At 70.5% G+C, this 26,682-nt stretch carries 20 protein-coding genes and 1 pseudogene; 14 read left to right on the forward strand and 7 right to left on the reverse strand.

Features of this window, described 5'->3' with window-relative positions; translation table 11 throughout:
* Window positions 1–16: 16 nt before the first annotated feature.
* The 3 genes and pseudogenes from ACWCP8_RS01315 to ACWCP8_RS01325 form a co-directional block, all read left to right on the forward strand.
* Window positions 17–208, forward strand: a pseudogene (locus tag ACWCP8_RS01315) (Uma2 family endonuclease); the annotation flags it as partial.
* A gap of 316 nt (window positions 209–524) precedes the next feature.
* Window positions 525–776: a hypothetical protein gene (locus ACWCP8_RS01320; RefSeq protein ID WP_073946283.1), complete on the forward strand. Its 252-nt coding sequence runs from the start codon at window positions 525–527 to the stop codon at window positions 774–776.
* On the forward strand, window positions 776–1,168 hold the full coding sequence (locus ACWCP8_RS01325; RefSeq protein ID WP_352267739.1) for a DNA-binding protein: 393 nt from the start codon (window positions 776–778) through the stop codon (window positions 1,166–1,168). The genes ACWCP8_RS01320 and ACWCP8_RS01325 overlap by 1 nt, the downstream gene beginning before the upstream one ends.
* Window positions 1,169–1,298: 130 nt before the next feature.
* Here the strand turns inward: ACWCP8_RS01325 and ychF are convergent, their stop codons facing one another.
* Window positions 1,299–2,387 carry a redox-regulated ATPase YchF gene (gene ychF, locus ACWCP8_RS01330; RefSeq protein ID WP_352267738.1) on the reverse strand — a complete coding sequence of 363 codons (1,089 nt, stop codon included), beginning with the start codon at window positions 2,385–2,387 and terminating at the stop codon, window positions 1,299–1,301.
* Between the two features lie 300 nt (window positions 2,388–2,687).
* Here ychF and ACWCP8_RS01335 point away from each other — a divergent pair, with 300 nt between their 5' ends.
* Window positions 2,688–3,182: a DUF6542 domain-containing protein gene (locus ACWCP8_RS01335; RefSeq protein WP_451114122.1), complete on the forward strand. Its 495-nt coding sequence runs from the start codon at window positions 2,688–2,690 to the stop codon at window positions 3,180–3,182.
* Between the two features lie 24 nt (window positions 3,183–3,206).
* On the opposite strand, the gene ppgK is transcribed toward ACWCP8_RS01335, so the two are convergent.
* Window positions 3,207–3,944 (reverse strand): polyphosphate--glucose phosphotransferase, encoded by a 738-nt coding sequence (gene ppgK / locus ACWCP8_RS01340; protein WP_352267737.1) that lies wholly within the window; start codon window positions 3,942–3,944, stop codon window positions 3,207–3,209.
* 83 nt (window positions 3,945–4,027) lie between these two features.
* Window positions 4,028–5,068, reverse strand: coding sequence for a 4-hydroxy-3-methylbut-2-enyl diphosphate reductase (locus ACWCP8_RS01345; RefSeq protein WP_451113871.1), 1,041 nt, complete (start codon window positions 5,066–5,068; stop codon window positions 4,028–4,030).
* Window positions 5,069–5,204: 136 nt separating this feature from the next.
* Here ACWCP8_RS01345 and ACWCP8_RS01350 point away from each other — a divergent pair, with 136 nt between their 5' ends.
* The 4 genes from ACWCP8_RS01350 to ACWCP8_RS01365 all read left to right on the forward strand — a co-directional run bounded on the left by ACWCP8_RS01350 (window position 5,205) and on the right by ACWCP8_RS01365 (window position 8,971).
* Window positions 5,205–6,554 (forward strand): APC family permease, encoded by a 1,350-nt coding sequence (locus ACWCP8_RS01350; RefSeq protein WP_352267735.1) that lies wholly within the window; start codon window positions 5,205–5,207, stop codon window positions 6,552–6,554.
* 40 nt (window positions 6,555–6,594) lie between these two features.
* On the forward strand, window positions 6,595–7,806 hold the full coding sequence (gene xseA / locus ACWCP8_RS01355) for an exodeoxyribonuclease VII large subunit (RefSeq protein ID WP_267002379.1): 1,212 nt from the start codon (window positions 6,595–6,597) through the stop codon (window positions 7,804–7,806).
* A gap of 95 nt (window positions 7,807–7,901) precedes the next feature.
* A complete protein-coding gene (locus ACWCP8_RS01360; RefSeq protein WP_352267734.1) occupies window positions 7,902–8,150 on the forward strand; it encodes an exodeoxyribonuclease VII small subunit in 249 nt (82 codons plus the stop codon).
* 230 nt (window positions 8,151–8,380) lie between these two features.
* Complete coding sequence (locus ACWCP8_RS01365; protein WP_352267733.1) at window positions 8,381–8,971, forward strand: malonic semialdehyde reductase; 591 nt, start codon at window positions 8,381–8,383, stop codon at window positions 8,969–8,971.
* A 67-nt stretch (window positions 8,972–9,038) separates the two neighbouring features.
* On the opposite strand, the gene ACWCP8_RS01370 is transcribed toward ACWCP8_RS01365, so the two are convergent.
* Window positions 9,039–9,557: a DUF4245 domain-containing protein gene (locus tag ACWCP8_RS01370; RefSeq protein WP_352267732.1), complete on the reverse strand. Its 519-nt coding sequence runs from the start codon at window positions 9,555–9,557 to the stop codon at window positions 9,039–9,041.
* 167 nt (window positions 9,558–9,724) lie between these two features.
* Between ACWCP8_RS01370 and glpX the strand changes: the two genes are divergently transcribed.
* Complete coding sequence (gene glpX, locus ACWCP8_RS01375; RefSeq protein ID WP_030915070.1) at window positions 9,725–10,756, forward strand: class II fructose-bisphosphatase; 1,032 nt, start codon at window positions 9,725–9,727, stop codon at window positions 10,754–10,756.
* A gap of 214 nt (window positions 10,757–10,970) precedes the next feature.
* Here glpX and ACWCP8_RS01380 read toward each other — a convergent pair whose 3' ends face one another.
* A complete protein-coding gene (locus ACWCP8_RS01380) occupies window positions 10,971–11,342 on the reverse strand; it encodes a WhiB family transcriptional regulator (RefSeq protein ID WP_352267731.1) in 372 nt (123 codons plus the stop codon).
* 169 nt (window positions 11,343–11,511) lie between these two features.
* Complete coding sequence (locus ACWCP8_RS01385) at window positions 11,512–12,186, reverse strand: DUF1707 SHOCT-like domain-containing protein (protein ID WP_352267729.1); 675 nt, start codon at window positions 12,184–12,186, stop codon at window positions 11,512–11,514.
* A 203-nt stretch (window positions 12,187–12,389) separates the two neighbouring features.
* On the opposite strand from ACWCP8_RS01385, the gene ACWCP8_RS01390 reads away from it, so the two are divergent.
* Complete coding sequence (locus ACWCP8_RS01390) at window positions 12,390–14,057, forward strand: fumarate hydratase (RefSeq protein WP_352267727.1); 1,668 nt, start codon at window positions 12,390–12,392, stop codon at window positions 14,055–14,057.
* A gap of 78 nt (window positions 14,058–14,135) precedes the next feature.
* Here ACWCP8_RS01390 and ACWCP8_RS01395 read toward each other — a convergent pair whose 3' ends face one another.
* Entirely contained in the window at window positions 14,136–15,122 is a 987-nt protein-coding gene (locus ACWCP8_RS01395) for a helix-turn-helix transcriptional regulator (protein ID WP_352267726.1), read from the reverse strand.
* Between the two features lie 199 nt (window positions 15,123–15,321).
* On the opposite strand from ACWCP8_RS01395, the gene ACWCP8_RS01400 reads away from it, so the two are divergent.
* Genes ACWCP8_RS01400 through ACWCP8_RS01415 form a run of 4 tightly spaced genes read left to right on the forward strand, consistent with a single transcriptional unit; the run spans window position 15,322 to window position 26,660 of the window.
* On the forward strand, window positions 15,322–16,599 hold the full coding sequence (locus ACWCP8_RS01400; RefSeq protein ID WP_451114123.1) for an MFS transporter: 1,278 nt from the start codon (window positions 15,322–15,324) through the stop codon (window positions 16,597–16,599).
* Window positions 16,511–19,714: a type I polyketide synthase gene (locus ACWCP8_RS01405; protein WP_451113872.1), complete on the forward strand. Its 3,204-nt coding sequence runs from the start codon at window positions 16,511–16,513 to the stop codon at window positions 19,712–19,714. The genes ACWCP8_RS01400 and ACWCP8_RS01405 overlap by 89 nt, the downstream gene beginning before the upstream one ends.
* The gene (locus tag ACWCP8_RS01410; protein ID WP_451113873.1) at window positions 19,711–25,344 is read left to right on the forward strand and encodes a MupA/Atu3671 family FMN-dependent luciferase-like monooxygenase; all 5,634 of its coding nucleotides are present in this window, start codon (window positions 19,711–19,713) and stop codon (window positions 25,342–25,344) included. The genes ACWCP8_RS01405 and ACWCP8_RS01410 overlap by 4 nt, the downstream gene beginning before the upstream one ends.
* Window positions 25,341–26,660, forward strand: a complete 1,320-nt coding sequence (locus ACWCP8_RS01415) for a M18 family aminopeptidase (protein ID WP_352267723.1) — start codon at window positions 25,341–25,343, stop codon at window positions 26,658–26,660. Before ACWCP8_RS01410 ends, ACWCP8_RS01415 begins: the two co-directional genes overlap by 4 nt.
* Window positions 26,661–26,682: the final 22 nt, after the last annotated feature.

The raw sequence follows: 26,682 nt of genomic DNA on the forward strand, positions 1-26,682 counted from the left end.
AAGGCGGCGGGTCGACGCAGAGGCCGGCATCCCGCACTACTGGTGCATCGAGGATGAGGACGGGGCACCCGTCGTCCACGTCTACGAGCTCGACGAACCCACCGGCGCCTACGCGCCCGCCGGTATCTTCCGGGGCGCCCTCCAGCGCCCGGTGCCCTTCGAGATCAGCCTGGACCTCGACAAGCTCACACCGCCCCGAAGCAGCTGAAATGTCACCACCATGTCAGCACGGGAACACAGAAGGGGTCGGACTCGTCAGAGTCCGACCCCTTCTGACCTGCACATTTGACGAAAGTACCTAACATGCAGTGACGGGGCAGCTACACATTGAAGCGGAACGCCTCGGCCCCGATCCTGGCCTGCGGCGAAGCTTCGCCCAAGCCACCGACCTTGGATTTCACCGCTCGGTCGCGTTGGCCCCCGACGAGCGTTTACGACCGTCCTGCGGACTACCTGCGGACCGGGCAGCCTCCCTCATGGCTCTTCGCACCCACAGAGTTACGACCGTCGGTAGGATCGACACCATGAGCAGTAGCAGAAAGTACTCCATCAGCCTGCCCGAGGACCTTGCCGAGGCCGTACGCGCCCATGTCGGGCCCGGTGGCTTCTCCGCCTACGTCGCCGAAGCCCTGGAGCAACGGGTCGCCATGGACAAGCTTCGGGAGATCGTCGCCGACTTCGAGACCGACAATGACGAGCTCACCCGCGAGGAGGTCGAGGCCGCCCGCGCCCTGCTGCGCCATGACCACCGACAGGTCGGCGGTGCCGCGGCCTGATGCCTGGCACCCTGTTGCTCGACAGCGAAGGACTCTCCAAGCTCTACCGCAAGGACCGCACCGTCGTAGCACTGGTCCAGGCGGCATCGGAGGAAGGCATCCGCGTGGCCACCAGCGCCATGACCACTCTTGAGGCCGATTACGAGCGGATCCACCCGGCCCGCATCAAGTGGGTCCTCTCCCGCGTCGACGTTCACGACGTCACCAGAGAGGTCACCGGCGAAGCCGCCGTCCTCCTTCGCGCCCATCATCTCCACGGCCACAAGTACGCCATCGACGCCGCCTTCGCCGTCATCGCCCGCAGCGCACCCCAGCCGGTCACCGTCCTCACTTCCGACCCCGAGGACCTGACACTCCTGTGCGGCCCTTCCGTAGAGGTCGTCAAGGTCTGAAGCGCCGGCCACAGCCACGCCAGCCAGGTCGGCCGTCAGCCACAGCACTTCGCGGACGAGGACTCCCCGCAGACAGACACCTGCGCCCGACCCACCAACAAGCGGGCCGGGCGCCGCCCTTGATGGAGCGTCAGACGTTGAAGCGGAACTCCACCACGTCGCCGTCCTGCATCACGTACTCCTTGCCCTCCATGCGGGCCTTGCCCTTCGCGCGGGCCTCGGCGACCGAGCCCAGCGTCACCAGGTCCTCGAAGGAGACGATCTCCGCCTTGATGAAGCCCTTCTGGAAGTCGGTGTGGATGACACCGGCCGCCTCGGGGGCCGTGGCGCCCTTCTTGATCGTCCAGGCGCGGGCTTCCTTCGGACCTGCCGTGAGGTAGGTCTGCAGGCCCAGCGTGTCGAAGCCGACGCGGCCGAGGGTGGCCAGGCCGGGTTCTTCCTGGCCCATGGACTGGAGGAGTTCGAGGGCCTCGTCGTCGTCGAGTTCGATCAGCTCGGACTCGATCTTGGCGTTGAGGAAGATCGCTTCGGCGGGGGCGACCAGGGCGCGCTGTTCGTTCTTGAAGTCCTCGTCGACCAGCTCGTCCTCGTCGACGTTGAAGACGTAGAGGAAGGGCTTGGTGGTGAGGAGGTGCAGCTCGTGGAGGAGCTTGCCCTTCTCCGTGCCTGCGGTGATGCCCGCGGCGAAGAGCGTCTCGCCGGACTCCAGGATCTGCTGGGCCTCCTCGACCGCGGCGAGGACCGCAACCTTCTCCTTCTGGAGGCGGGACTCCTTCGTGAGGCGCGGGACGGCCTTCTCGATGGACTGGAGGTCGGCGAGGATCAGCTCGGTGTTGATCGTCTCGATGTCGTCCTTGGGCGAGACCTTGCCGTCGACGTGGACGACGTTCTCGTCCTTGAAGGCCCGGATGACCTGACAGATCGCGTCCGACTCGCGAATGTTCGCGAGGAACTTGTTGCCCAGGCCCTCGCCCTCGCTCGCGCCGCGGACGATGCCCGCGATGTCGACGAAGTCGACGGTGGCCGGGAGCAGGCGCTGCGAGCCGAAGATCTCGGCCAGCTTGTTCAGGCGGGCGTCCGGGACCCCGACGACGCCGACGTTCGGCTCGATCGTGGCGAACGGGTAGTTGGCCGCCAGCACGTCGTTCTTGGTCAGGGCGTTGAACAGGGTCGACTTGCCGACATTCGGCAGACCGACGATTCCGATCGTGAGCGACACGTTGGCGACTTCCTGGAGTAAGGACGGGTGGGCCGATTCTCCAGTTTACGGGCGGGGGCGAGCGGGTACTCACGCGTCCGGTCGGGGGCCGATGCGGTTCCCGTTCGACCATGTGGCATCGAACTCACCGCCAAGGTCACCCAAAGGGCGTGTCCAACGCCTCCTCCCTCCCACCTCGCGACCTACGTTGTCCCGGTGGAGCAGCCCAGAACACGTCCCCCTCAGCGTCGGCAGTCGTCGCAGCAGGCCCCACCGTCCCCGCAGAGCACCATCGACGAGGCCGCCACCGTCTACCGGGTGGTGGCCACGCCCGACGGGCGGGCACGACGGGTGCCGGCCGCCCTGCTCGCGCTGCGCAGGCTGCCCAATCCTCGACTGACCGGCATCGGTGCGGGGCTGTTCGCCGCCGCCGTCATGTTCGCGCTGGCCTGCCTCGACTGGCTGCTGTTCGATGGTTCGTCGATCCTGTACGGGGTGCTGTTCCTGCCGGTCAGCGCGCTGACCGCGCTCTGGGTCCGGCCCGCGGACCTGGTGACCGCACCGATCAGCGTGCCGATCGCGTTCGCCGTCGGTGTGATTCCGATCGCCGGTGGCACGGGCGGCTTCGGCGGGCAGACCATGGCGGTGGTCACGGCGCTCGCCGTCCATGCCGGCTGGCTGTACGGCGGCACGCTCATCGCCGGGCTCATCGCCACCGTGCGCAAGGTCCGGCTGATGCGGCAGCGCCGGCGGCGGATGCGGTCGGCCACGAAGACGGGGCGCCCCGCCCGGCCGCCCCGGCGTCCAAGGCCCTGAGACCGGGGCAGGGGCGCCATAGGGCTATCTGCCTGCCGCCGCCATCGCCGCGCCCACGATGCCCGCGTTGTTCTGCAGCTCGGCCGGCACCATCTCGGCCCGCACGTGTTCGATCAGCGGCAGGAACTTGTCGGCCTTTCGGCTGACTCCGCCGCCGATGATGAAGAGCTCGGGCGTGAACAGCATCTCCAGATGGGCCAGGTACTTCTGCACCCGGTGCGCCCAGTGGTGCCAGCTCAGCTCCTCGTCCTCCTTGGCCTTCGTGGAGGCGTGCTTCTCCGCTTCGTGGCCGTCCAGCTCCAGATGGCCGAGCTCGGTGTTGGGTACGAGCTGCCCGTCGATGAAGACCGCGCTGCCGATACCCGTACCGAGCGTCAGCATGATCACGGTCCCCTTGCGGCCGCGCCCCGCGCCGAAGGTCATTTCGGCGATTCCTGCCGCGTCGGCGTCGTTGAGGACGGTCACCGGAAGGCCCAGCTTCTCGCCGAGCAGCGTCCGGGCGTCATGGTCGATCCAGCCCTTGTCGACATTGGCCGCGGTGCGGGTGACACCGCCCGTGACGACGCCCGGGAAGGCGATACCGACCGGGCCCGACCAGTCGAAGTGGCCGACCACCTCGGCCACGCAGCCGGCCACGTCCTTGGGCGTGGCCGGATGCGGTGTCAGTACTTTGTGGCGCTCCTGCACCAGGTCTCCGCGGTCCAGGTCCACGGGAGCACCCTTGATCCCGGATCCGCCGATGTCCACGCCGAAGATCTGCATGCGATCCACCGTACGGCCTGGCGCCGCACCCCGCTCACCTTCCCGGAGCACGGGCCGCTCCTCCCGGAGGAGAACGGAAGGCGTCACTCGGCGGTGAGTGCCGCCGCCTCTGCACGCAGGTCCCGGCGGAGCTCCTTGGGCAGCGAGAAGGTGATCGACTCGTCGGCCGTCTTCACCGTCTCCACGTCTCCGTAGCCGCGCTCGGCCAGCCACTCCAGTACGCCGTCCACCAGCACGTCGGGAACCGAGGCACCGGAGGTGAGGCCGACCGTGGTGACACCTTTCAGCCAGGCCTCGTCGATCTCGCTCGCGAAGTCCACCAGGTGCGCCGCGGGGGCGCCCGCGTCGAGGGCGACCTCGACCATGCGGATCGAGTTCGAGGAGTTCTTGGAGCCGACAACGATGACCAGTTCGGCGTCCTCGGCGAGCTTCTTCACCGCGATCTGACGGTTCTGCGTGGCGTAGCAGATGTCGTCGCTGGGCGGCGAGACCAGCTGCGGGAACTTCTCCTTCAGCGCGTCCACCGTCTCCATCGTCTCGTCGACCGAGAGCGTGGTCTGGGAGAGCCAGACGACCTTCGACTCGTCGCGCACGGAGACACGGGCGACGTCCTCGGGGCCGTCGACCAGCGTGATGTGGTCGGGCGCCTCACCGCTCGTGCCGATGACTTCCTCGTGGCCCTCGTGGCCGATCAGGAGGATGTCGTAATCCTCCTTGGCGAACCGGACGGCTTCCTTGTGGACCTTGGTCACCAGCGGGCACGTCGCGTCGATCGTGGCGAGCTTGCGCTCGGCGGCCTCGGCGTGCACGGTCGGCGCGACGCCGTGCGCGGAGAACATCACGATGGAGCCCTCGGGTACCTCCGCCGTGACGTCGACGAAGATCGCGCCCTTCTTCTCCAGGGTCTGCACGACGTACTTGTTGTGCACGATCTCGTGGCGGACATAGATCGGGGCCCCGTACTGCTCCAGGGCCTTCTCGACGGCGATCACGGCACGGTCCACGCCCGCGCAGTAGCCACGGGGCGCGGCGAGCAGGACACGGCGGGTGTCACTGTGGCGCGTGGTGCCCGCACTCGGGGCGGCGGCGGGTGACGGGCTGGGCGTAGCAGTCATGCGTCCCATCGTAAGGCCGTACCGAACAGGCGAGGGATCGGCCGTGTCGGGAGACTGAGCCGTACGCGACGTTCGCCACGTGTACGCCCTGCAATGCCACGTATGCCACGTACGCGACCGTGTCCGTGCGACCGACGGAGGGTTCATGGCGGGCAGCAGTACGGCGGACCGGGCGACCTTGCGGCGGACACTCGGGTTCCGGGATCTGGTTGTCTACGGGCTGCTGTTCATCGCCCCCATGGCGCCCGTCGGCGTCTTCGGCACGCTCGACGCGAAATCTGACGGCGCGGTCGCGCTGGTGTACGTCGCGGCGACCGTGGTCATGGGCTTCACCGCGTTCAGTTATGCGCAGATGGTGCGCGTGGCCCCACTGGCGGGTTCGGTCTTCACCTATGCGCGCAAGGGGCTCGGCGAAGGGCCCGGGTTCGTCGCCGGGTGGATGGCGATGCTCGACTATCTGCTGATTCCGGCGGTCGCCTATCTCTTCTCCGGGATCGCGATGAACTCACTGGTCCCGGAGGTGTCTCGGTGGGTGTGGACGGCGCTCGCGGTGGTCATCACCACACTGCTCAACCTCTGGGGTGTACGGGCTGCGGCGCGGGTCGGCTTCGCGGTGCTCGCGATGGAGATCGCGGTGCTGCTGGTCTTCCTGGTGTCGGCGGTGGTGGTGCTCGTGCGGGACGGGGCACAGCGCGGCTGGTGGACGCCGTTCACGGGTGACTCCGGCTTCTCCGTGAACGCGGTACTGGCTGCGGTGTCGGTGGCCGTGCTCTCGTATCTGGGCTTCGACGCCATCGCCTCGTTCGCGGAGGAGGCCACCGGCGGCTCGGAGAAGGTGGCGCGGGCGCTGCTGTTCTGTCTGGTCCTCGCGGGGGTGCTGTTCGTTGCGCAGGGCTATCTGGCGGCGCTGCTGGAGCCGATGACGTCGGCGGATCTGGCCGCCGAACCGGCCAGGCAGGGGTCGGCGTTCTACGACACGGTCGACTTCGCGGTGGGCAGGTGGCTGCACGACCTGGTGGCGGTCAGCAAGGCGATCGGGGCGGCGTTCGCCGCGCTGGCCGGGCAGGCGGCCGCAGGGCGGCTGCTCTTCGCCATGTCCAGGGAGCAGCGGCTGCCCTCGCTGCTGGCCCGGGTCGACCCGCGGTCCGGAGTGCCGCGGGCCGCGATCCTGATCGCCGCGGCCGTGACGCTGGTGGCGGCGGTCTGGGCGGCCCGCCGTGACGACGGCCTCGACCATCTGGTGTCGGTGGTCGACATCGGTGCGCTGACGGCGTTCGTGCTGCTGCACGCGTCGGTGGTCGGCTGGTTCGCCGTACGCCGCATGGACGGGCCGCCGAGCTGGTGGCGGCATGTGCTGGTGCCGGTGGTGGGTGCGGGGGTGCTGATCGCGGTGATCCTCAACGCGGCGACGAGCGCGCAGGTGGTGGGGGTCTGCTGGCTGGGGGTGGGGCTGGTGGTGCTGGCGATGCAGTGGGGGCGGGGTCCGGCTGTGTAGGGCTGCCTCGTTGTCCGTGGTGGCGGATACGCTCGCTCGCATGGCTCTCAATACCTCCGCGGAAGCCCCGCTGCCCGTCGGCGAGGTGTCACGGCTCATCGGCGGATGGATCGACCGGCTCGGGGCCGTCTGGGTCGAGGGGCAGATCACCCAGCTGTCGCGGCGGCCGGGCGCCGGGGTGGTGTTCCTGACCCTGCGCGACCCGTCGCACGACATCTCGGTGAGCGTGACCTGCTTCCGGCAGGTCTTCGACCGGATTGCGGACGTGGTGACGGAGGGCGCCCGCGTCGTCGTCCTCGCCAAGCCCGAGTGGTACGCACCCCGCGGCCAGCTGTCCCTGCGGGCCACGGAGATACGGCCCGTCGGCATCGGTGAGCTGCTGGTCCGGCTGGAGCTGCTGAAGAAGTCCCTGGCCGCCGAGGGGCTCTTCGCCCTGGACCGGAAGAAGCCGCTGCCGTTCCTGCCGCAGCTGATCGGCCTGGTCTGCGGGCGGGCGTCGGCGGCCGAGCGCGATGTGCTGGAGAACGCGCGGCGCCGCTGGCCCGCGGTGCGCTTCGAGGTGCGCAACACGGCGGTGCAGGGCGTGCACGCGGTGAACCAGGTGGTCCAGGCGGTGAAGGAGCTGGACGACCTGCCGGACGTCGACGTGATCATCGTGGCGCGCGGCGGCGGCAGCGTGGAGGACCTCCTGCCGTTCTCGGACGAGCAGCTGATCCGTACGGTCGCCGAGTGCCGTACGCCGGTGGTGTCCGCGATCGGGCACGAGCCGGACTCTCCGCTTCTCGATCTGGTCGCCGATCTGCGGGCGTCGACGCCCACGGACGCGGCGAAGAAGGTCGTGCCGGACGTGGGAGAGGAGCTGGACCGGGTGCAGCAGCTGCGGGACCGGGCGCTGCGGACGGTACAGGGGCTGCTCGACCGGGAGGAGCGGGGACTGGCGCACGCGCTGGGCCGGCCCTCCATGCAGCAGCCGCTGCGGATGGTGGACGAGCGCGCGGCGGAGGTCGACGCGCTGATCGGGCGCAGCCGCCGGGTGCTCGGGCATCTGCTGGACCGGGCGGACTCGGAGCTCGCCCACACCCGGGCGCGGGTCGTCGCGCTGTCGCCCGCGGCGACGCTGGAGCGCGGGTACGCGGTGCTGCAGCGGCCGGACGGTCATGTGGTCCGCTCCCCCGCGGACGCCGGGGCGCCGGGCGACGAGCTGCGGGCGCGGGTGTCGGAGGGCGAGTTCACCGTGCGGGTGGCCGAGTGAGCCGGTGCGGCGCCCCTTTCCCTTCGCCCGGACCCGGGGCAGCCGCGGACGCGGTTCGGACCTGGCTGTCGTAGCTCACACATAGGGTGGATCACATGACGGACGACGCGACAACGGCAGCTGCCGCCACGGACACGCTCGGCTACGAGCAGGCGCGCGACGAGCTGATCGAGGTTGTACGGCGCCTGGAGGCGGGCGGCACGACGCTGGAGGAGTCCCTCGCGCTGTGGGAGCGCGGCGAGGAGCTGGCCAAGGTCTGCCGGCGCTGGCTGGAGGGGGCCCGGGCCCGCCTGGACCAGGCCCTGGCCCAGCCCGGGAAGGACCAGCAGGACGACGCCGGGTGACTTCCGAGCCGTAGGGCTCCGGGGCGGGCCGGTCCGCCCGGCCCGGAATGGATCCGGAGCGCCCGGCGGTTGTGCATCTCGTCGGAAGTCGGGGCGGCCGCGCACGTCATCCACGCACACGTTTGTGGAGTGGATCACTCAGGCCAGCTTTTAGTTGAAAGTTAACCTATCTCTCGGTTACGGTCGCCGTATCGCTTGATCCCCCATTCGCCCGGAAGGTAATCCGCAAGATGTCCCTCGCTCTTGACCCCGCCGCCCAGGACCTCCTCTTCCGTGAGGCCCGCACCGCCAACGCCTTCACCGACGAGCCGGTCACCGAGGAGCAGATCCAGGCGATATACGACCTGGTCAAGTACGGCCCCACCGCCTTCAACCAGTCGCCGCTGCGCGTCGTCCTGGTCCGCTCCGACGACGCCCGCGCGCGCCTCGTGAGCCACATGGCGGAGGGCAACCAGCCGAAGACCTCCACCGCCCCGCTGGTCGCGATCCTGGCCGCCGACAACGAGTTCCACGAGGAGCTCCCGGCCCTGTTCCCGGTCTTCCCGCAGGCCAAGGACGCGTTCTTCTCCGAGCGCCCGGTCCGCGAGTCGTCCGCCATGCTGAACGCCGCCCTGCAGGCCGCGTACTTCATCATCGGCGTCCGCGCCGCCGGTCTGGCCGCCGGACCGATGACCGGCTTCGACGCCGCGGGCATCGAGAAGGAGTTCCTCGACGCCGACCACAGCCTGCTGATGGTCGTCAACATCGGCAAGCCGGGCGAGGACGCCTGGTTCCCGCGCCTGCCGCGTCTCGCCTACGACGAGGTCATCAAGACCGTCTGACCCACCCGGTCATACGGAGAAGGCCCCGGAGCACTTGGTGCTCCGGGGCCTTCTCCGTATGCCTGGCTCAGGACGTCTTGAGTGCGGCGGCCATCTCCGCCAGCCGCTGCGTCGAGGCCGAGCCCGTGACAACCGTGGTCGCGCCGTCGTCGTGGCGCACCAGGGCGTCGTACTTCGGGCCCTTCCAGTGCTGCCACGTCTCGCCCGCGACCTGCTGCGTACGCCCGGTGTTCCTCGCGTCCTGGCTGACCTCGGACACGTACTTCTTCGCCGGGGACGTGGACTGCTCCACCGCGACGTACTTGCCGTCCGGGTCGAGGAAGCCCAGGTGCCAGCCGTTGCCCGACTGACGCTCGTAGCTGACCGAGGTGGGCTTCCAGTCCTCGGACAGGCCGGCCGGAGCGGCCACCGGATACGGCGCCGCGCGCCGCGCCGTCAGGAGCTCCACCCGGTAGTCGACCGCCTTGACCGGGTTGGCCTTGTCGTCGTGCGGTACGAAAATGTAGACACCCCCGGCGACGGCGGAGATCACCGCCATCGACAGGAACATGTCCCGCACTGTCTGCTTGCCTCGCTTGCTTGCCACGGGTCCATGTTCGCATTACGCCCGACGGGTCCGACCGAGGGGCGGCCACCCATGACAACCGGCCGGCGAGGCCGCTCATACGTGACCCGGTCTGCTCATTTTATCGACCTGACGATAGAGTCACAGCACCCTCTTCCGGTCGTCGCCGTACAGAAAGGTGCGTTCCGATGTCCGAACATCACCTGCCGTCACAACTAGAGGTCTCCCCGGAGGCCCCCGACCGCAACCTGGCGCTGGAGCTGGTCCGGGTCACCGAGGCCGCCGCCATGGCTGCCGGGCGCTGGGTCGGCCGCGGTGACAAGATCGGTGCCGACGGCGCCGCTGTGAAGGCCATGCGGACCCTCGTCTCCACCGTCTCGATGAACGGCGTCGTCGTCATCGGTGAGGGCGAGAAGGACGAAGCGCCCATGCTCTTCAACGGCGAGCGGGTCGGTGACGGCACCGGCGCCGAGGTCGACATCGCCGTGGACCCGATCGACGGCACGACCCTGAACGCCAAGGGCATGCCGAACGCGATCGCCGTGCTGGCCGCCGCCGACCGCGGCACCATGTTCGACCCGTCCGCGGTCTTCTACATGGACAAGCTGGTGACCGGCCCCGAGGCCGCCGACTTCGTGGACATCAATGCCCCGGTGTCGGTGAACATCCGCCGGGTCGCGAAGGCGAAGAACTCCGCCCCCGAGGACGTCACCGTCGTCATCCTGGACCGCCCACGCCACGAGGGCATCGTCAAGGAGATCCGGGAGACCGGCGCCCGGATCAAGTTCATCACCGACGGCGATGTCGCCGGCTCGATCATGGCGGCCCGTGAGGGCACCGGCGTCGACCTGCTGATGGGCATCGGCGGCACCCCCGAGGGAATCATCTCGGCCTGCGCCATAAAGTGCCTCGGCGGTGTCATCCAGGGCAAGCTCTGGCCGAAGGACGAGGCGGAGCGGCAGCGCGCACTGGACGCCGGGCACGACCTCGACCGGGTGCTGTCCACCGACGACCTGGTCAGCGGCGACAACGTGTTCTTCGTCGCGACCGGCATCACGGACGGTGAGCTGATGCGCGGCGTGCGGTACCGCAGTGAGACGGCGACCACCGAGTCGATCGTGATGCGGTCCAAGTCCGGCACGATCCGCAAGATCGACTCGACCCACCGGCTGTCGAAGCTGCGCGCCTACAGCGCGATCGACTTCGACCGCGCGAAGTAGACCGCGCGAGGCAGGCCGCGCGCGGCAGGCGCCGCGCCGGTCAGGTGACGCGCAGCGGCGACACACGGCACTCCGTGCGGAGCCGTCAGAACGCGAAGAGGCGCCCCCCATGTGCGGTGGGGGCGCCTCTTCGCGTCGGTGCGAGGCTTCGGCGCAGGGCTGTCGCGCCGGGTGTCGGTCCGGGGCCGTCTGTTCAGAAGTTCCGTACGGCCGGTCAGCCGGCTGCGGCGATGTGGTCGGCCGAGGCGGCCGCCTTGAGCTCCACCTCGCGCCGCCTGCGGCGGGCGAGCACCACGCGGCGCTCGGCAGCCGTGAGGCCGCCCCACACCCCGTACGGTTCGGGCTGCGCCAAGGCGTGTTCCCGGCATTCGACCATCACCGGACAGCGCGCGCAGACCCGTTTCGCGGACTCCTCACGGGACAGTCGGGCAGCAGTCGGCTCCTTCGACGGGGCGAAGAACAGCCCGGCTTCGTCCCGGCGGCACACCGCCTCCGAGTGCCAGGGGCCGGCCTGGTCCTCCCGAGCAGGAGCGCCCTGGGTGGGAACGGCGGCGACCTGCAGGGGCTGATGCGGCAGTTGCAGCACGGTCTACTCCTGACGACGGCTTCGCGAGCGAGAGACGATGCAGCACTCCCTACCCGCTGTGCGTGCGCCTAAGCACTGAGTGGCACAGGGTTCCGGGCGACGGAATTGTGGTCGACCGGAATTTTGGCCGGATCCAGGGCCGTGCGGACCATTGCCAACCGATGCGGGTTCAGTGGCCGAGGTGCTTGCGCAGCTGGTTGTGGAGATCCGTAATCAGTTTCCCCCGCTTCGGCTTTGCCTCGACGTTCCCGAAGACGGAATAGCCGTTGACGACGATCACCGGGGCTTCCGGGTCTGCGGATTCCAGTGTGAGGACTTCGAAATTGCCGAAGACGCCCGTGCCGCTGCCGCGCAGCGAGATGTTCTCCGGGACCTTGATCTCGACACTGCCGAAGATGGAGGTCGCGTTGATGACGGTGAGTCTCTGGCTGAAAAGCGCCTCGGTCAGATCGATCTCCACGCTGCCGAAGAGCGCGAAGGCGTTCGTACGGCCACCGACCCGCCAGCGGCCCTTGCGGGTGGAGCTGCTGAAGATCGCCACCAGATTGTCGGCCGGGCCCGCGGGGGCCTCGGGGCCGTGCGCGTACGGCGTCGTGGACGACGGCCGGGTGGAGCCGCCGGGGGTCGGCAGGTCCCGTACCAGCGGCTCGAGTTCGCCGACGGTCTTGGCGCGGTAGACGGCGTCGACCCGCTCGGCGTGCTCCTCGACGGTCAGCCGGCCCTCGGCCATGGCCTCCCGCAGGATGTCCGCGATCCGGTCGCGGTCTGCGTCGGAGGCGCGGATGCCGGCGGGCGCGGGCGGCGCCGGGGCGGCAGGCTGCTGAGGGTGCTTTTCGAGGTCCACCGGCCCAGCGTACCCAAACGCGATAGATCGCGACTAGGGCCTGTCCGGGGCGCACTCCGAGCTGATCGGTGCAGGACGACGAGCGCATGCGGTGCTCGAACTGAGCCTTACCTCACAGGTTCGGCCCGCTTGCGGCGTTCTACCCTGGTGGGTGCGCTGCCCAAGGGTGGTCAGCCGCTGTCGCCGAGTGAGGAATGGCCGTAATGCCAGAGTTTGCGTACTCCGATCTGCTCCCGCTGGGAGAGGACACCACGCCCTACCGGCTGGTGACCGCCGAGGGCGTCTCGACCTTCGAGGCCGACGGCCGTACGTTCCTCAAGGTCGAACCGGAGGCGCTGCGCACCCTGGCCGCCGAGGCGATGCACGACATCTCGCACTATCTGCGCCCCGCACACCTGGCGCAGCTGCGGCGGATCGTCGACGACCCCGAGGCGTCGTCCAACGACAAGTTCGTCGCGCTCGACCTGCTGAAGAACGCGAACATCGCCGCCGCGGGTGTCCTCCCCATGTGCCAGGACACCGGCACCGCGATCGTCATGGGCAAGCGCGGGCAGAACGTGCTGACCGAGGGCGGTGACGAGGAGGCCCTGTCGCACGGCATCTTCGACGCCTACACCAAGCTCAACCTGCGCTACTCGCAGATGGCCCCGCTGACCATGTGGGACGAGAAGAACACCGGCTCGAACCTCCCGGCCCAGATCGAGCTGTACGCCACCGACGGCGGCGCGTACAAGTTCCTCTTCATGGCGAAGGGCGGCGGCTCGGCCAACAAGTCGTTCCTCTTCCAGGAGACGAAGGCCGTCCTGAACGAGGCCTCCATGATGAAGTTCCTGGAGGAGAAGATCCGTTCGCTGGGGACCGCGGCCTGCCCGCCGTACCACCTGGCGATCGTCGTCGGCGGTACGTCGGCCGAGTTCGCGCTGAAGACCGCGAAGTACGCCTCCGCGCACTACCTGGACGAACTGCCCGCCGAGGGCTCCCCGACCGGTCACGGCTTCCGGGACAAGGAGCTGGAGGAGAAGGTCTTCGAGCTGACGCAGAAGATCGGGATCGGTGCGCAGTTCGGCGGCAAGTACTTCTGTCACGATGTGCGCGTGGTGCGCCTGCCGCGGCACGGTGCCTCGCTGCCCGTCGCGATCGCCGTGTCGTGTTCGGCGGACCGCCAGGCCACCGCGAAGATCACCGCCGAGGGTGTCTTCCTGGAGCAGCTGGAGAAGGACCCCGCGCGCTTCCTGCCGGACACCACGGACGACCACCTCGACGAGGCGGGTGACGTCGTCGAGATCGACCTGAACCGGCCGATGGACGACATCCTCGCCGAGCTGACCAAGTACCCGGTCAAGACCCGGCTCTCGCTGACCGGTCCACTGGTCGTGGCGCGCGACATCGCGCACGCCAAGATCAAGGAGCGGCTCGACGCGGGCGAGGAGATGCCGCAGTACCTCAAGGACCACCCGGTCTATTACGCGGGCCCGGCGAAGACGCCCGAGGGGTACGCCTCCGGTTCCTTCGGCCCGACGACGGCCGGCCGCATGGACAGCTATGTCGCACAGTTCCAGGCGGCGGGCGGCTCCAAGGTGATGCTCGCCAAGGGCAACCGGTCCAAGCAGGTCACCGACGCGTGCGACGCGCACGGCGGCTTCTACCTCGGCTCGATCGGCGGCCCGGCGGCGCGCCTCGCCCAGGACTGCATCAAGAAGGTCGAGGTCGTCGAGTACGAGGAGCTCGGCATGGAGGCGGTCTGGAGGATCGAGGTCGAGGACTTCCCGGCGTTCATCGTCGTCGACGACAAGGGCAACGACTTCTTCACCGAGCCCGCCCCGGCGCCGACGTTCACCAGCATCCCGGTGCGGGGTCCCGGTCTCGTCTGATCACTTCGTGCGTACGTGCCCGCGGGGACGTTCCGGTTTCGGCCGGGGCGCCCCCGCGGTGCGTCCGTACCGCTTCGCTCAGAGGTCCAGCAGCCCCGACGTCGCGAGCAGATAGCCGAGTTGGGCGCGGCTGTTGCTGCCCAGTTGTTCCGAGACCTTCCGCATGTGTTCGGCGACGCTGCGACGGCTCATGCCGAGCCGGCGGGCGATCGACGCGTCCGTCTCGCCGCCCACGACCGCCAGCAGAATGGTGCGCTGGAGGTCGGACATGATGACGGAGGAGCGCAGCGGCGCGCCGTCGGGGCGGATCGGGACGGAGCGGGACCAGGCGTTGTCGAATTGCCGGACCAGCAGGCTGACCAGGGCCGGGTGCTGGACCCGCAGCGCCGTGTGCGGCTCGTCGGGGACGGGCACGAACCCGATTTCCCGGTCGCAGACGATGACCCGGTCGACGACTTCGGCGAGCGTCCGTACCTCGGCTCCGGCCGACGTCACCTGCTCGATGTAGGAGAGTGTCGCCCGGTGCGAGCGGACGGTGTGCTGGTAGATCGTCCGCTGCCGCACTCCGCGCCGCAGCATCCGCAGATCGCGGGGCAGCGCCTCGCCGAGGACGTGCGAGGGGCGGCCGCCGCCGGGCTGTGCGGTGAGCAACTCCTCCTGGCAACTGCCCACGGCCGCGTCAAGTGCCTTGCCGATGACGGCTCTTCCGACGAGCCGGGTGAGGACGGGCTGTTCGAGCCGGTGGACTTCCGCGTACAGCCCCTCGAACGCGGCGAGACTGGCGCGCACCGCGCGCAGGTTGCGGCGCTGCTGGACGATCTCCTCCTCGATGGGGCCGAGTGCGGCGAACGATGCCGTCTCCGGCGGCACGGGGATCAGCGAACCCGGTGCGTCCCGGTCCGTCACCACCAACTGCAGGGCCCGTAGACAGGCGGGCGCCCCGTCCTGCGGAAGGCTCCCCTCCATGAGCGCACGCCGGTACGCCGCCAGGGCCGTCTCGCAGGGACGGTCGGGCGACGATTCGCGGCAATCACATACCCGTGGGCCGGATTGATCGTCCTTCACAAGTATGCAGATTACATTTGTGCAAACGGCTCGACATCAGGGGTCGTGGTTGCTCGACGAGTATGTCCGGGTGAAGCTCGGCATCGACCAGACCAACAGCCATTCCGACGACGGACCGGACCGCACGGCGCTCGGCGAACGGCGTTATCGATTCCTCGTCGCCGGATACGCCATCTCTTCGTACGGCACCTTCCTGAATATGGTGGCGCTCAATCTGTTCGTCTATGAGACGACGGGCCGGGCGATCGCCATGGGGCTGTTCATGGCGGTGCGGCTGGGGTCCGGCTTTGCCGCCGGTCTGACGGCCGGCACGCTGCTCGCGCGCTTCACCGCCAAGACCGTGATGCTCTGGACGAACGTGGCACAGGCGGCGGTGATGCTGCTGCTGGTCCTTGCGCCGGACGGGCTGCGGACGGGCGCACTGGTGGCCGTCTCGGTGGTGGTCGGGTCCTGCGGCACGCTCTTCATGGTGTCGCTGCGCAGTTCCATTCCCGAGATGGTGGGCGCCGACCGGCGCGGCTGGGCGAACTCCCTTTCCATTACCGGGCGTTCCCTGGCGATGGTGGCCGGCTTCGCATCGGCCGGTGTGGTCGTCTCGCTGGTCGGTTACACCGCCGCGTTCGTGGTGGACATGGCCACCTTTGTGATCTGTGCCGTGACGGTGGCGCTGCTGCCGATCGCGGGCGGAGGCAGAGGGAGGAGCGCTCGGCCGGATTCGGAGGGGGATTCCGGCGGGCGCGCCGAACAGGGTGCGGCGGCCGCGGAGAAGGCGGGGCGGCGGCGGTTGCCCGTCGCGTTCGTCGCGCTGGCCGCCGCGCCCGGTCTCGGCCTGATGGTGGCGCTGCGCGGGGTGGACGCGTTCGGTTCGTCGTCCCACAACGCCGCGCTGCCGATCTACTCCACCGAACTCGACGCCTCGCGCCCGGCCGTGTTCGTCAGCGCCTTCTGGTGCCTGTGGGCGCTGGGCAACGTCGTCGCGCAACAGGTGATCCAGCGGTACGCGAAGCTCACCGGCCGATCGGTGGGTGCGCTGGGCTTCGGCTACGGCACGATCGTGATGTCCGGGGCGTTCATCCTCGCGTTCGCGGGGTTCCCGTTGGTGGCGACGGGAGGGATCGCACTGGTCGCGGGAGCGGCCGACGGGCTCACGGAGGTGTCGTACACCTCGCATCTGCAGACGCTCTCCGCCGACCTGCGCGGGCATGCGTTCGGGCTCTCCGCGACGTTCGAGAATCTTGGCTTCGGCGTCGGAATGATCCTTGTCGCAGCGGCACTTGACCGCTACAGCCCGCTGACCGTCGTCGGATGGTCCCATGGTGCTGCGATGGTGGTCGCGGTGGCGTTCCTGCTCCGGGTGGCGGGGCTGCGGAGGGGAGAGAGGCGCGGTGGTGGAGACGGCGAGAGAGCGGGATCAGGAGCGGGGGAACGAGAACCCCATCGCGGTGATCGGGATGGCGCTGAGGTTCCCGGGAGCTGACACCCCCGAGCAGTACTGGCGCGACATCCGTGCGGGCGTCTCGCACGTACGCCGGTTCACCGGGGCCGAGTTCGCCGCCGCCGGGATATCGGAGGCGGAGTACGCGGCGGAGGGGTTCGTCGGGGCGGCGGCGCTGCTGGGCGGCAACGGGCACGGCGGCATCGACGGGTTCGACGCCGGGTTCTTCGGGATGAGCGGGCGCGAGGCTGCCCTCACCGATCCGCAGCAGCGGCTCTTCCTGGAGTGCTGCTTCCACGCCCTGGAGGACGGCGGCTACGCCGGTCGCGACGAGTCGTTACGGATAGGGGTGTACGGGAGCGCCGGTTACCGCCTCTACTCCCTGCACAGCTATCTCGCCGAGAACCTGGCCACGGAGGCACGGTCCGGCGACTGGATGACCGTCAAACAGGTCCAGGTCGGCAACTACCCGGATTTCACCGCCAATCGGGCCGCGTTCCGGCTCGGTCTGACCGGTCCCGCGGTCAATGTGGCGACGGCCTGTTCCAGTTCGCTGGTCTCCGTCCATCTGGCCTGTCAGGCGTTGCGCGCCGGTGACGCCGATCTGATGCTGGTCGGCTCGGCGGCGCTGCATCTGCCGCAGGTGACGGGGCACCGCCATGTGAAGGGTTCCACGCTCTCGCGGACCGGTGCCGTGCGGGCCTTCGACGCGGGTGCGGACGGCACGGTCGGCGGCAACGGTGTCGCTGCCGTCCTGCTGAAGCCGCTGGACCGGGCGCTCGCCGACAAGGACACCGTGCACGCCGTGATCCTGGGCTCGTCGGTCACCAACGACGGTGCGGCGAAGACCGGTTTCGCCGCACCGGGTGTCGCCGGGCAGCGAGATGCCGTGCTGGGCGCGCTGCGGTCCGCCGGGGTCCCGGCGGAATCGGTGGGTTACCTGGAGGCGCACGGCACGGGCACGTTCAAGGGCGACCCGATCGAGTTCGCCGCTCTCACGGAGGCGTTCCGCCGCCACACCGACCGGACCGGGTTCTGTGCGCTGGGCTCCACCAAACCTGCCATCGGACACCTCGACAGTGCGGCGGGGCTGGCCGGGCTGATCAAAGCGGTCCTGGTGCTGCGGCACGGGATCGTCCCTCCGCTGGTGAACTTCCGGGCGCCGAATCCGGCGCTCGCCGTCGAGTCGAGTCCCTTTGTCCTGCCGAGGCGGGAGACGGCGTGGCCGGTGCCTGGGGAGGTGCGGCGAGCCGGGGTGCACTCCATCGGGATGGGCGGTACCAATGCGCACGTGATTCTGGAGCAGGCGCCCGTGGTGCGGGAGAAGGAGCGGGGGTGGGCCCCGGGGCGGGAGCGGAACGATTCCTCGGAGACGCTGCCCCTGCTGCCGCTGTCCGGCGCGAGCCGCGAAGCGCTGGTGGCGTACGCCCGCGCGTTCCGCGAGCGGCTGGTGCGCGGGCCCTGGGCGGCGCCCGCCGATCTGCTGGTCACGGCCGCGCTGGGGCGACGCCATTTGCGCCACCGGCTGGTCGTGACGTCCGAGGATCCGGTGGCGGGGCTGGACGCCTTCCTGGCGGGGGCGGCCCCGGGCGGTGCGTACGACGCCGGGGTCGTCGAGCAGGAGCCGGAGCGGCCCGTCCTCCTCTTCAGCGGGCAGGGCGGCGGACGTCCGGGCATGGGCGCGGAGCCGGCCGCACGCTTCCCCGTCGTGGCCGAGGTACTCGCCTCCTGCGCCCGCGTGTACGAGGAGGAGACGGGCAAGGGCGACTTCCTCGACCGGGTCGTGCACGGCCACGGCCCGGCCGCCTGGACCACCGACTTCGCACAGCCCGCCCTCTTCGCCCTCCAGATAGCCCAGGCCCGCCTCTGGCAGCAGCTCGGCGTCACACCCTCGCTGGTCGCCGGGCACAGCGTCGGCGAGTACGCGGCGCTCTGCGTGGCCGGGGCGCTGAGCATGGAGGACGGGATGCGGCTGCTGTGCCGGCGCGGGCGGCTGATGCAGGAGCGGTCGGCGAACGGTGCGATGCTCGCGGCGTTCGTACCGGAGGCGCGGGTACGCGAGTTGCAGGCCGCCGTCGAGGGGCTGGAGCTCGCCGTGGTCAACGGGCCGGCCCACCATGTCGTCGCCGGGCCCCCGGAGGCGGTCGAGGCCGCGCGCGCCCTGCTGGCGGCGGGCGGAGAGGCGTACGAGCCACTGGCCGTGGACCGGGCCTTTCACACCGCCCTGCTCGATCCGGTCCTCGACGAGCTGCGGACCGCCGTGGAGAAGGCCGGGCTGCTCCCGCTCCGTACACCGTTCGTCAGCGGGCTCGACGGGGCGGTGCGGCACCCGGGGTGGCGGCCCGACGCCGATTATCTGGTCCGGCAGGCACGCCGGACCGCCGACTTCCACGCGGTGCTGCGGGCCATCGGGTCCACGGGACCCGCTCGACCCACCGGACCCACCGGACCCACCGGCGTGGTCCTTCTCGAACTCGGCCCCTCCGCCGCGCTGACCGGGATGGCGCGCCGGGTGCTGCCGGGTGCTGACCCTGTACCGACATCGGCGTTCCGGCACGCGGTGGCCCGGCTGCACTGCGCGGGGGTGGCCGTCGACTGGGCGGCGTTGCTCGCGGGGTGCGGCGGCCGGCGGGTGCCGCTGCCGACGTATCCGTTCCAGCATCGGTCCCACTGGGTCGGTCCGCCGCCGGTCCCGACCACTTCGTACGTACCCGAGCGCACAACGGAGGATGGCATGACTGAACAGGCCGTACTGGACCGGGTTCTGGCGCTCACCGCCGGCCATCTCGGCTATCGGCCCTCGGAGGTCGGTGCGGACAGGACGTACGTCGGGCTGGGCGCCGACTCACTCCAACTGATCGGCATGGTCCGGCAGTTGGAGGCGGAGTTCGGTACGGAGATTGCGATACGGGAGATACTGGAGGAGGCGGGCACCCCCCGGCTCACGGCTCGCCTGATATCGACGCGTACGGCCCCGAAGCCGCAGGTGGCGGATGATCCGGAACCGGTCTACGCGACACGCGCCGAGGTCGAGGAACTGACCCGTCAGGTGGCCCAGTTGGCCCGCAACCAGGCCGCGATGCTCACCCAGCTCTCGGATGCCGTGGCCCTGCTGACCGGCATCTCCGCCGCCGCCCCGGAGGGGGACCGCCGATGAACCACACGGACGGTGCCGCCGCCGAGGTGACCCGTGCGGCGGAGCTCTCGCGACGCCTGACCGAACAGCTCGCAGCCGCTGCCGTCCCCTCTCCGTACCGCTCCCCCTCCACCGCTGCCGCACAGCACGGCCCCCGCCTCGTCGTGGATCCCGTGGCCGGCATGGCCGGGGCGGGCGCCGACGCCGCCCAGCGCGCGCACACCGCGTCCCTCGTCCGGCGGTTCACCGAGCGCACCCGCACCTCGAAGGAGCTGGCACAGCAGCATCGGCCGGTGCTCGCCGACAGCCGGGCCGTCGTCGGGTTCCGCCAGGCCACCAAGGAAATGCTGTACCCGATCGCCGCCCGGTCCGCGCACGGGTCGCGGCTCACCGATGTCGACGGCAACGACTACACCGACATCACCATGGGCTTCGGCGCCCTGCTCTTCGGGCACGAGCCGGAGTTCGTCACCGATGCCGTACGGCGCCATCTCTCGCAGGGCCTCCGGTTCGGTCCCCGCTCCGCCGACACCGGTGAAGTGGCCGCACTGCTGGCCGAGGTGACGGGGATGGAGCGGGTGGCGTTCGCGAGCACCGGTACGGAGGCGAACTCGGCGGCGGTCCGGCTGGCCCGGGCCGCCACCGGGCGCGACAAGGTCGTCATGTTCCGCGGCTCGTACCACGGACACATCGACTCCGTGCTCGGCCGCCCCGGCAGTCCGGGCGGCCGGGGCGCCGTGCCCGTCTCACGCGGCATCCCCGCGAGCGCCGTCGCCGAACTGATCGTGCTGGAGTACGGCAGCCAGGACGCCCTCGACACCATCGACGCGCTCGGTGACACCGTGGCGGCCGTCCTCGTCGAGCCCGTCCAGTGCCGCAACCCCGCACTCCGCCCGGCCGACTTCCTGCGGTCGCTGCGCGACCTGACTGCCCGCCGCGGCATCGTGCTCCTCTTCGACGAGATGCTGACCGGTCTGCGCCCGCACCCGCGCGGCGCCCAGCACCACTTCGGTGTCGTCCCCGACCTGGCCACCTACGGCAAGGCGCTCGGCAGCGGCTTCCCGATCGGCGCGATCGCGGGCCGTGCCGACATCCTCGACGGCGTCGACGGCGGTCTCTGGCAGTACGGCGACGACAGCGGACCCCCGCACGAGACCACCTTCTTCGGCGGTACGTATATGCAGCACCCGCTCTCGATGGCCGCGGCGCGGGCGGTGCTCACCCACCTCAAGGAGGAGGGCCCCGGTCTTCAGGAGCGGCTGAACGCCCGGACCGACGCGCTCGCCGACCGCCTCAACCGCTTCTTCCGGGACGAGGAGTTCCCGCTCGAACTGGCCCACTTCGGCTCGATGTTCCGGTTCACACACCGCGCCGACATGGAGTTGCTCTACCACCACCTCCTGCTGCGCGGCGTGTACGTCTGGGAGTGGCGCAGCTTCTATCTCTCCACCGCGCACACCGACGACGACGTGGCGACGGTCGCCGCCGCCGTGGAGGGTTCGCTGCGCGAACTGCGCGACGGCGGCTTCTTCCCGTCGGCGAAGCGGCCCGCCCGGCCACTGCCCGCACCGCGCACCCGCCCCGCCCCCGACCTCGGCGTCTATTTCTTCGGCGACTACCCGGAGACCGCGGACACCGCCAAGGCGTACGACAGCGTCATCGAAACCGCCCGCTTCGCCGACGAGCGCGGCTTCAGTTCCGTCTGGCTGCCCGAGCGGCACTTCCACTCCTTCGGCGGCCTCTTCCCCAACCCGGCCGTACTCGCCGCCGTCCTCGCCCGCGAGACCGAGCGGATCAGGATCAACGCGGGCTCGGTCGTCCTGCCGCTGCACGACCCGATCCGGGTCGCCGAGGAGTGGTCGGTCGTCGACAACCTGTCCGGCGGGCGGGTCGGCATCGGCTGCGCCACCGGCTGGCACGCGCAGGACTTCGCCCTGCACCCGGACCGGTTCGAGGACCGCCGGGAGATCGCCTTCTCCCATCTCGACGACGTCCGCCGGCTGTGGGCCGGCGAGTCCATAGCGCGGCGGACGGGCGAGGGCGCCGACACCCGTGTACGCATCCATCCCCGTCCGGTGCAGGCCGAGCCGCCGATGTTCCTCGCCACCTCCGGGCAGCGTTCCTCGTACGGGGAGGCGGCCCGGCGCGGGCTGGGGATCGTCACCAACCTCATGAGCCAGACCGTGGCCGAACTGGCCGCGAACATCGACCACTACCGGCGGGTGCGCGCCGACTGCGGACTCGATCCGGACGGCGGACGGGTGACCGTCCTGGTCCACACCTACCTCGGTACGGATCATGCTGTGGCGCGGGCCGAGGCGCTGGAGCCGATGAGCCGCTATCTGCGCTCGTCGCTGCTGATGAGGTCGGCCGCCACCGCGCTCGGCCGCAGCCCCGAGGACGTGGCGACGGCGAGCGAGGACGACCTGGACTATCTCTTCCGCCGCGCGTACGACCGGTACTGCGATCAGCGGGCCCTGATCGGCACCCCGGAGAGCTGCACCCCGCTCGTCGACGCCCTGCACAGGGCCGGGGCCGACGAGATCGCCGCGCTCGTCGACTTCGGGCTGCCCGAGGAGCGGATGCGGGCAGGGCTGGAACAGCTGGATCTGCTGCGGCGCCGCACCCGGGAGCGGAAGACGCCGGAGGCACAGGAGCTGCAGAAGGCACAGGACCTCACCGCGCCCGCCACCTCCGCGCAGCGGCGGCTGTGGCTCGCGGCCCGGCTGCTCGGCAACTCCGCCGCGTACAACGAGACCCAGGCGGTCCGCCTGCACGGCCGGCTCGACGAGTCCGCCCTCCGTGTCGCCCTGGACGGGCTGGTCGTCCGGCATGCCGGGCTGCGGACCGTGTTCCGGGCCGGAAGCGGCGACGAGACCGTGGTCCAGGTCGTCCGGCCCGGGCTGCGCATCCCGCTCCTGGTGACGGACGCCCGGGGACAGTCCCCCGACGGGGCCGACCGGACGATCGCGGCGGCGCTCGCCGAGGAGAGCGGGCGCGGGTACGACCTGGCCGAGGGACCGCTGTTCACACCCCGGCTGATCCGGCTCGCGGACGACGACCAGGTGCTGGTGCTCGGCATGCACCACATCGTCACCGACGCCCACTCCGCGGGGCTGATGGCGAGTGACCTGGAGGAGCTGTACCGGGCGGCGGTGGAGAACCGTGCGCCGGTCTTCGCACGGCCGGCCGGCACGACGGCCGGTGCACCGGAACCGCCCCGGGACCCGGCCGATCTGACGTGGTGGCGCGAGCAGTTGGGTGAGAAGCCGCCGGTGCTCGGGCTGCCCACCGACCGGCCGCGCGAGCGCCGGGTCGCGGGGCGCGGCGGGGCGGTGGCCGTACGGGTCGACCAGGAGCGGACCGTGCGGTGGCAGGAGTGGAGCGGGGAGCAGGGCGCCACACTGTTCGCGACGCTGTGCACGGCATGGCAGCTGGTGCTGCGCGGGCGGTCGGGTCAGAACGAGTTCGTGCTCGGGTCCACCTTCGGGCGGCGCACCCCCGAGACCCGGGACACGGTCGGCTTCCATGTGGCGCTGCTGCCGCTGCGGGTGTCGCTGCCGGACGGTACGGACACGGCCGTTGCGGTACGGGCCACCGGGCGCGCCCTGCGCGAGGCGGACGAGCGGCAGCTGGTCGACCTGGACGCCCTGCTCGTCGGGGCGCACCCGGACCCGGGTAACCCGCGCCCCCTGATCACCGTGTCGGTGGACCTGGACAACGAGACGCTGTCGCGGATCGACCTGCCGGGACTGCGGGCCGAGGAGGTGCCCGTCGGGACGGAGTCCGCCCCGCTGGAACTGGCCCTGATGGCGACGCGTACGGCATCGGGCCTGCGGCTGCGGCTGCGCTACGACGCGGATCTGTTCGACGCGGAGACGGCGCGCGGGTATCTCGACGAGCTGGTCGGGACGCTGGAGTCGATGACCGGAGGTGGCAGGGCCACCGGGGACGAATCATCGCGCTCCACCGCGGACACGCTCCGGGACGTCTGGGAGTCCGTCCTCGACGTCCGCGGCTTCCCCGCCGAGACCAACTTCTTCGACCTCGGCGGCAATTCGATCACCGCGATCCGCCTGGTCAACCGGGTACGGGACGCGCTCGGTGTCGACTATCCGATGGCGGACTTCTTCTCCGACGCCACGCTGCGGGCGATGACCGACCAGCTCGCGCACGGGCCCGCACCCACCGGGGAGGACGTCGAGATCATCGACCGAGCCCCGGTCAGCGACCAGCAGGCCCGGATGATCGCCGGACACCACTCGGTACCGCACTCCGAGTTGTGGAACATCCCGACCCGGATCACCTTCACCGGCGTGCTGGACGTGCCGGCGCTGCGGTCCGCGCTCACCGAACTGCTGGCCCGGCACCACTCCCTGCGGACCCGGTTCGTCGAGGAGAACGCGTCCTGGTGGCAGGAAGTCGCCGCCGCGCAACCCGTCGATCTGCCCGTCGAGGACCTCACCGGCCTGCCGCCGGGCCAACGGCAGCCCCGGGCCGATGAGTTGTGCCGCGAAACCGCCACGACCGCGTTCGATCTCTCGCAGCCCGCGCTTCCCGGACTGCGGCTGCTGCGCGTCGAGGAGGACCGCTGGGCGTTGATGTTCGTCCTGCACCACATCACCGCCGACGGCTGGTCCCTGTCGCTCCTGCTCGCCGAGATGGCCGCGCTGTACACCGCGGCGGCGAAGGGCGTGCCGCACACCCTTGACCCGCCGGGCTCGCAGGTCACGGAGTACGCCCGCTGGCAGCGCGCCCAGGACGACCCGGAGACCGGGACCCGCCGGGCCGCGTACTGCGCCGCGTACCTCGACGGAGTGCCGTCCCGGGTGCCCGTACCGACCGACCGCCCCCGGCCCGAGCAGCTCAGCGGGCTCGGCGACACGATCCGCGGCCGGGCGTCGGGGGCGGTGCGGGCGGCCGTCGAGAAGTTCGCCGGGGCTGTTCACACCACCCCGTTCGCGGTGGCGGCCACGGCGCTCGGAGTGTTTCTGACCAGGCTCTCGGGGGAGCCGGACATTCTGCTGAGCGTCCCGTACGCCAACCGTCAGGGCACCGCCTTCGAGTCGCTCGTCGCCATGACGTCGACGGCGGTGATGGTCCGCGTACGACAGGATTCGGCCAATCCCGGGACCACCTGTGCCGAGCTGACGGCGCGCACCGGGGCGGGGGCGATGGGGGCGATGGCGCATGTGCTGCCGACGGCCCGGATCATGCAGGCGATGCGCGATGCCGGCGCCGACGACGTGCCGGACCGGGTACCGCATGTGCTCGCCTTCCAGAACTCCCTCGACACGGACATCGAGATCCCCGGTCTGGGCGTCGAGGTGGAGGATCTGGCACCGCCTCTTTCTCGCAGCGAGCTGTGCTTCGGGCTTGCGCCGTGCCGGGACCGTACGAAGGGTTATCGGACGTTCCTGGAGTACTCCGCCGACCTGTGGAACCGGGAGACAGCTGAAGAGCTCCTCAGCTCGTACATCGCGCTGCTCGAAGAGTTCTGCGCCCGGCCGGACCGCCCGGTCCTGAAACTGCTGCTCCCGTCGTCCCCGTCACCCACGCCCTCGAAGCCCTCACCCCCACCCTCACCCCCCAAGCCCTCACCTCCACCCTCACCCTCGGAAGCGAACAGCGGAAAGGCGGACGCCGTATGACGCCGGCCCCCCACCCCAGTCACCCCAGTCACCGCAGTCACACCGACGACCTGCTCTCCTTCATCCGGGCCAGCCCGTCCCCGTACCACGCGGTGGCGAGCGCCGTCCAACGGCTGGAGAAGGCCGGCTTCCGCGAGCTGCGCGGTACGGACGACTGGACGGGCACGACCGGCGGCAGCTTCGTCACCCGCGGCGGTGCCCTGATCGCGTGGTACGTCCCCGAGGACGCCGCGGCGCACACCCCGTTCCGGATCGTCGGCACGCACACCGACTCGCCGAACCTGCGGATCAAGCCCACCCCCGACACGGGCTCGGCGGGCTGGCGCCAGATCGCCGTGGAGATCTACGGCGGGGTTCCGCTCAACACCTGGCTCGACCGCGACCTGGGCGTCTCCGGGCGGCTCGCGCTGCGCGGGCCCGGCGGCACGACCGAGTCGCGGCTCGTCCAGATCGACGAACCGCTGCTGCGGGTCCCGCAGTTGGCGATCCATCTGGACCGTTCCGTCAACGAGGGACTGGCGCTCGACCGGCAGCGTCATGTCGCCCCCCTGTGGGCGCTCGGCGCCCCCGAGGAGGGTGCGCTGCTGCGCCGGGTGGCGGCGGCCGCCGAGGTGGACCCGGACGAGGTGCTCGGCTGGGACCTGATGCTGCACGACGTCCAGCCGCCCGGATATCTGGGCGCTGACCGGGAGTTCGTCGTCTCGTCACGGCTGGACAACCTGGTGTCGGTGCACGCCGGCGTCACCGCCCTGGCCGGCGCGGCGACGGGAGCCGAGCCGCCCTCGTACATCCCCGTCCTGGCGGCCTTCGACCACGAGGAGGTCGGCAGCGGTTCCGAGACGGGTGCGCAGAGCCCCATGCTGGAGCGGGTCCTGGGCCGCTCCGTCACCGCGCGCGGCGGCAGCTCGGAGGACTGGTCGCGGGCGGTGTCGGGGGCCTTCTGCGTCTCCGCCGACATGGCACACGCGGTGCACCCCAACTACGCGGAGCGGCACGACCCGGACCACCACCCGCTGCCCAACGGCGGACCGACGATCAAGGTCAACGTCAATCAGCGGTACGCCACCGACAGCACCGGGATGGCCGTGTTCGCGGCGGCGTGCGAGCGGGCGGGTGCGCCGTGGCAGCCGTTCGTCTCCAACAACGCGATGCCGTGCGGTACGTCGATCGGTCCGCTCACCGCGGCCCGGCTGGGGGTCGCGACGGTCGATGTGGGGGTGCCGGGACTCTCCATGCACTCGGCGCGCGAGCTGTGCGGGGCGGACGACCCGGCGTATCTGGCCGCCATCCTGAGCGCGTTCGTGACGTCCGGCTGACCCTCCCGCACACCCGAGACCG

The organism is Streptomyces sp. NPDC002206, assembly GCF_053593595.1.